Origin of the sequence: Clostridium luticellarii (assembly GCF_002995845.1) — a bacterium.
In the GTDB taxonomy this organism is placed as follows: Bacteria; Bacillota; Clostridia; order Clostridiales; family Clostridiaceae; genus Clostridium_B; species Clostridium_B luticellarii.
The window spans coordinates 1-6,233 of the sequence record NZ_PVXP01000113.1 but is presented as its reverse complement, the minus strand read 5'-3'; the positions used below and the strand labels follow the sequence as shown (position 1 = coordinate 6,233).

Sequence of the window (6,233 nt, the reverse complement as noted above, 5' to 3'; positions counted from 1 at the left end):
TTCTAAAATTTTCTCCCAAGGCTCATGATTAATTTGCTTTTCCATTACAGATACCTCCTGATTTTTATATCTGTAATTTTATCAAGGAAATTTTAATATCTCTAGGTGTCTATTTTTTTACGCTTACGTCTATTGAAGTGTTGTTCTGTTTTAGTTTTCCCGTTATGGTTGAAACTAAGTGAAATACCGTGCTGTATTCTTCTATTGTAAATAGATTTTTAACTTTTACTGAATTAGGTCTGCATACTTTACTCAAATCATTTCTCTCCAAATCTACAATCATGAGAAGTTCTGAATGATCTTTTCCGCTGTCAGCAAGTTCCTGCCTATTTCTAATATCCTCCTCTTTGTTTTTGCCTCTAGGTCTTGTCCCTTTTATGGGACGCGTTTGTACTATATTGTTCTCTATTTTTAAGAATCTTTCCGGAGATGATGATATTATACTAAAATCTTCTACATTCATAAATGCAGCAAATGGTGCAGGATTTATATGTCTTAAATCCCTGTATATTTCATAAGGTTTTTTTGTAACCTTACATTTAAATCTCTGAGTAAGGTTTGTTATGTATATATCTCCCTCCCTTATGTAGTTTCTTACTTTTTCTACGGTTTTCTTGTATTTGTTTTTTTCAAAATTAGAAATAAATTTTGTAGAACTGCCTTCAACCTCTTTATATTTTACTTGATTTCCCTTCAATATCTTTTCTTTTAATTCCTTTATACTATTTTTAGGATTTTTTAATATTCCAAGGGCTGTAATAAAAGTATCCCCCTTCAAGTTGTCAAAGATTATTGCATTATCATAAAAGTAAAAATAGCAGTCAGGTATTTTTACATCGTCTAAAGCTGATACAGGCAATTTTTCTATTATTCTTGCCAGATCATAAGAAAAATACCCCATAGCTCCGGCTATATAGGGAAAGCTTGTATCATTTTTTATTTTATACATACCGAGCAGTTTCTTGATTTCTTCAAAAGGATCTGCTTCTCCTATTTTTTTGCCATTTATGAAACAGCTTCCATTTTCATATTTAAATGTAGTAAAAGGATTTAGTCCTATAAAAGAATATCTTCCTAAATTTTCAGCATTCATGCCGCTGTCAAGGAGAGATACGGTCTTATCCTGCTTAAACAGAGAATATATATCAAAAGCATCTAAATTTGTATTTACCTCTTCTATAAAAGTTTGCAACAACAATACACCTCTTTAAACTAAAGAAGAAAATTTCTTCTTTAGTATTTTTGCTTTTTCCAAAAAATTTTTCAACATTTCATGTCCGCATTCTGTCAGTTCTGCTTCAGGATGAAATTGCACTCCCTCTACCAAAAATTTTTTGTGTCGTATTCCCATTATAACACCATCATCGGTTTCACAAGATATTTTCAGACATTCAGGCAGGGTATTCTTGTCCACAATTAGAGAATGATACCTCGTTACCTTTACAGGATTTTTTATATTTTTAAATATTCCTGTGCCGTCATGAGACACCTTAAAAACTTTCCCATGAACAGGCTCTTTTCCCTTTATTATATTTCCTCCAAAAGCGTAAGCTATGCTTTGGTGTCCAAGGCATATTCCCAGAATTGGAATATATCCACTGAATTTTTTTATTACATCAACACATATTCCTGCATCCTTCGGGGATTTAGGACCGGGAGATATTATAATTCCATCCGGATTCATGGTCTTTATATCATCTAAAGTCAGTTTATTATTTCTAAAGGTTTTCACGTCTTCATCCAGCTCTTCTAAATATCGCACTAGATTATAAACAAAGGAATCATAATTGTCGATCATCAAAAACATAATTTCACCTCATCAAACAACGTGTATATTTATATTACCATCATATATAAAAAGAACATACATAATTCCGATTACACCAAGCCTCTATGTATGTTCTCTAAAAAGCTAAAATGAAATACAGATCTTATCTATATTTCATTTAAAAAAGCGGTGTAACCTTTCACAGCCTCGTATATATCCGCCTTGCTTGCCACTTCCCATGGTGCGTGCATATTGTGAAGTGCTATACCACAGTCTATAACCTGCATATTGTATTCTGCCAGAATATAAGCTATTGTTCCTCCACCGCCCTGATCTACTTTACCAAGTTCTGCAGTTTGCCAGTATACATTATTTTTTTCCATTATATTTCGTATTTCAGCTATATATTCAGGATTTGCATCATTGCAACCTGATTTTCCCCTAGCTCCGGTGTATTTATTGAAAACTACACCTTTTCCCAGATAAGCTGAATTGTTTTTATCCATAACAGAAGGATAATTTGGATCAAAAGCTGCACTTACATCTGAAGACAGCATTTTTGAATTAGTCAGGGCTCTTCTGACTTTCAAATCATTGTATTTACCACAGAGGTCTATAATTTCTGCCACTGTATTTTCAAAGAATCTGGACTGCATTCCTGTAGCTCCCACACTTCCTATTTCCTCTTTATCCACCAGAAGAGTGACACAGGTTTTTTCAGGTTTTTCTATCTTCAGCATGGCTTCAAAGGAAGTATAGGCACATATTCTGTCATCGTGTCCATAGGCCATGATCATACTCTTATCCAGGCCAAAATCTCTGGCAGCTCCTGCAGGAACTACCTCCAGTTCTGCAGATACAAAATCCTCTTCTTCCATATTATATTTTTCATTTAACAATTTCAATATATTTTGTTTCACTCTATTTTTAGCATCTTTATCTTTAATCGGAATACTTCCTACCAGTAAATTTAAATCCTCACCCTCAACTACCTTGGTTCCTTTTTTGGCCATCTGATCTGCAGCAAGGTGTATCAGCAGATCGGATACTCCCAGTACCGGATCATCTTCTTTTTCTCCTATTACTATGTTGGATTTGCTGCCGTCCTTTTTAACAACTACTCCATGAATTGCAAGCGGGAGAGTTACCCACTGATATTTTTTTATTCCGCCATAATAGTGTGTGTCAAACAGTGCCAGATCCGTATCCTCATAAAGGGGGTTTTGTTTTAAATCAAGTCTTGGAGAGTCCACATGGGCACCCAGTATTCTCATACCGCTTTCAATACTTTTGCTTCCAATTACAAATAGAGCCAAAGTCTTTCCCTTGTTATTGGCGTAGACCTTATCGCCTGGATTTAAAGAGCCTTTCTTAGCTATCACATCTTCTATATTTTTATAACCATTTTTTTCAGCTCTAGATATAAATTCTTTTACACATTCTCTTTCAGTTTTACATTTGGACATGAAATTTTTATATTCATCCGATAATTTAAAAAGCAATTCAAAATCTTTTTTTGAATATTTATCCCAAGCATATTTATATTTCTTAATCAAATCTTTAGACATCCTCATCTCTCCTAACCATATTATTTTAAAGCCATCTCTTTCTTTTAAATATACATATGAGAATTAAAGCTATAAGAAGCATAATTATCATTACATAGTGACATCCATTTTCCACTTCCATAAAGGGAACTCCCTTTAGATTGGTACCATAAATACTGCTTATAAGATTTAGAGGTAGGAATATAGTGGCTATTACTGTGAAAATTTTCATGAGTTCATTGGTCTTGTTGGCAATTTCAGATTCGAAGGCCTCTCTTACAAGGGCCAGATCCTGAACCAGGCTTTCAAGAGAAATCATAAGTTTTTCTATTTTCTTATCCAGACTTATAAAATATTTTATACTTTCCCTTTCAATAACAAGATTATCATTTATAGTAAGACTGTCTCCTATATAAATAAGGGGACTCAGGTACTTTCTTATTTTATAGACCTGTCTCCTCAAGGTTATTAAATTGTCTATCTGATCCTGCCTGGGACTTTTTAAAATATTTATTTCAATTTTATCTGCCTCTACCTCAAGTTCTGATATTATATCATAATTTTTCATTACTATTCTGTCTAAAATACAATAGAGAAGTATACAAACCCTGGGATTATCTTTCAGCACGAAGCAATTTTTCCAGCCTCTTATATCTCTTATTAGATTCTCTAATATATCAATTTTATCCTTATATACAGTTATTATGTAATTTCTGCTTAAAAAAACATTCAATTCTCTGGATATCACTATCTTTTCTACATAATTCAATACGTTGAATATTATGAAAATATATCCGTTAAAAAAATTTATTTTTGAAGCCTGGGAAAAGCTTCTGCATTCATCTATTGTTTCCCTGTCCACTGATATGAAATCATCTAATTTTTCCACTTCATCTATAGGCAAAAGTATCCAATAATGGCTGTTTACAGGATCAATTGTTCCGGAAATTTCCTGGAAATTATTATCTATATCCAATATTTTCATAAAAACACCACCAACAAACATGACTTTACTTCAAATATACTTTCAGTCTATATTAGTGTGTTGAATTAATTAAAAATAATTCATTGTGTTTTCATTTTAAATTTTTTTTGAGGATAATCCAGAAGCAATACCAAATAAAAAACAGACATTATATTAAAATCTAATCGGAAATTATACTGTCTACAAGTATGTCATGTTCCTCTCTGGGAACTTTATCTAAAATCTGAAAGCTGTAACAGAGAGCTATTTTTTTTGTGTCCTTCCTCACCAGATTTAAAAACCTGTCATAATATCCGCCGCCATATCCAACCCTTCCTCCTTCTTTGTCAAAAGCAACACCGGGTATATAACACACATCCATTAAGGATTCCTTCATTCTTAAATCCAGGTTTTCAGGTTCCAGTATTCCATAGGCTCCATTTTTCAATTCACTGAAGTCATTTATTTTAACAGCTGCCATTCCCTCTTCTCTGGATATGGTTTTTGGCACAGAAACATTTTTGCCATCTTTTAGAGCCCTTTTTATAATTCTATGGGTATCCACTTCACTTTCAAAGCTAACAAATATAAACAAGTTGTTGGACTTCTTGTATTCTTCACTGCCTATGACTTTTTCAAATATTATATTATCCAATTTTTCCTTTTCAATTCTAGGTATGGAATCTCTTTTCTCCTTTATTTTTTTCCTAATACACTTTTTATCTATTTGCATGATCTCCTCTTTTCTAGCTCCTGTATTCTTTTGCTGATTACATCCACCGGAGTTATATCGGACATAAGACTATACCTGTAGTTTGCCGCTGCAGCTTCTATTATGACCGCTAAATTTCTGCCAGGCCTTATGGGAACTTTCAACTTTCTAACAGGAACATTTAAAATATTCATATATTCTTTATCTATACCAAGTCTATCATAGTTTTCATCTTTTTTCCATTGTTCCAGGTATATTACAAGGTTTATATTCTTGGTTTTAAGTACGGAACTCAATCCATAAAGTGCTGGAATATCAATTATTCCCATTCCCCTCACTTCTATCATTCCAGATGTAATATAAGGAGACGTACCATGAAGTACTCCATTTATCTGTTTTATATCCACAGCATCATCTGCCACCAGTCTATGACCTCTTTTTATAAGCTCCAGTGCAGTTTCACTTTTCCCTATACCGCTTTCACCGGCTATAAGTATTCCTATGCCGTATACGTCCACCAAAACTCCATGGAGTCTGGTTTCCGGCGCCAGCTTTTCATCCAGATAATTCATCAGTTTATTTATAAACCTGGTTGATATACTTTCAGTTCTGAGTATCCATCTCTTGTTTGAATTAGCACTTTCCAAAAATTCTTTATGGGGCGGCAAATTCCTTGTAACTATGGTACAGGGATTGTAGAATTCAAAATATTTTTCCAGCCTTTTTTTCCTCAGTTCCGGCTGCATTGCATCCAAAAAGCTCCATTCAGCTTTGCCAACTATTTGAACTCTTTTATTGGCATAGTAATTGTAAAATCCGCTGAATTGAAGTCCAGGCCTGTTTATGTCGCTCTCGGTTATTTCGTTTATTTTATCCCCTTTGGCTATAATCTCCAGGTTTAAATCCTGTATAATGTTTTTTATTGTTACCGGCATTTTTATCACCCCTAAGTTGTATCTATTTCAATTTTATTTTTCTCAAGTTTTCCAGGGCCACAGACCTCTTCACTTGAGCTTATTTTAAAAAGATCTGCTTTATAATTTATTATATCAAAAGGCACCAGGGGTATCAATCTTTATGATATGCAAAAAACTTTTAGACATTATTTTGTTTTGGTAATTATTTACATGATATTTCATACCAATATATACAGACACATTTTTCTTTTTTTCCACATTTTTTCCACAGAATAATCCACATCTTATCTACAGAAATTATGTTTATTTTTGTAATATACTGTAT

General features: G+C 33.2%; 6 protein-coding genes. All 6 read right to left on the bottom strand.

Annotated elements, in window-relative coordinates; genetic code table 11:
* Positions 1-109: 109 nt before the first annotated feature.
* Complete coding sequence (locus CLLU_RS17835) at positions 110-1,195, bottom strand: anthranilate synthase component I family protein (RefSeq protein ID WP_242977747.1); 1,086 nt, start codon at positions 1,193-1,195, stop codon at positions 110-112.
* A 12-nt stretch (positions 1,196-1,207) separates the two neighbouring features.
* Positions 1,208-1,807 (bottom strand): anthranilate synthase component II, encoded by a 600-nt coding sequence (locus CLLU_RS17830; RefSeq protein WP_106011111.1) that lies wholly within the window; start codon positions 1,805-1,807, stop codon positions 1,208-1,210.
* Positions 1,808-1,935: 128 nt separating this feature from the next.
* Positions 1,936-3,336: an aminopeptidase gene (locus CLLU_RS17825; protein ID WP_106011110.1), complete on the bottom strand. Its 1,401-nt coding sequence runs from the start codon at positions 3,334-3,336 to the stop codon at positions 1,936-1,938.
* Positions 3,337-3,361: 25 nt separating this feature from the next.
* Entirely contained in the window at positions 3,362-4,300 is a 939-nt protein-coding gene (locus tag CLLU_RS17820) for a magnesium transporter CorA family protein (protein WP_106011109.1), read from the bottom strand.
* A 160-nt stretch (positions 4,301-4,460) separates the two neighbouring features.
* Positions 4,461-5,012: a 5-formyltetrahydrofolate cyclo-ligase gene (locus CLLU_RS17815; protein WP_106011108.1), complete on the bottom strand. Its 552-nt coding sequence runs from the start codon at positions 5,010-5,012 to the stop codon at positions 4,461-4,463.
* A complete protein-coding gene (gene hprK / locus CLLU_RS17810) occupies positions 5,003-5,926 on the bottom strand; it encodes an HPr(Ser) kinase/phosphatase (protein ID WP_106011107.1) in 924 nt (307 codons plus the stop codon). Before hprK ends, CLLU_RS17815 begins: the two co-directional genes overlap by 10 nt.
* Between the last annotated feature and the right edge of the window lie 307 nt (positions 5,927-6,233).

Excerpts from the sequence above, each read along its gene's own strand:
- hprK (WP_106011107.1), bottom strand. The coding sequence starts at position 5,926 with ATGCCGGTAACAATAAAAAACATTATACAGGATTTAAACCTGGAGATT.
- CLLU_RS17820 (WP_106011109.1), bottom strand. The coding sequence starts at position 4,300 with ATGAAAATATTGGATATAGATAATAATTTCCAGGAAATTTCCGGAACA.
- CLLU_RS17830 (WP_106011111.1), bottom strand. The coding sequence starts at position 1,807 with ATGTTTTTGATGATCGACAATTATGATTCCTTTGTTTATAATCTAGTG.
- CLLU_RS17815 (WP_106011108.1), bottom strand. The coding sequence starts at position 5,012 with ATGCAAATAGATAAAAAGTGTATTAGGAAAAAAATAAAGGAGAAAAGA.
- CLLU_RS17825 (WP_106011110.1), bottom strand. The coding sequence starts at position 3,336 with ATGTCTAAAGATTTGATTAAGAAATATAAATATGCTTGGGATAAATAT.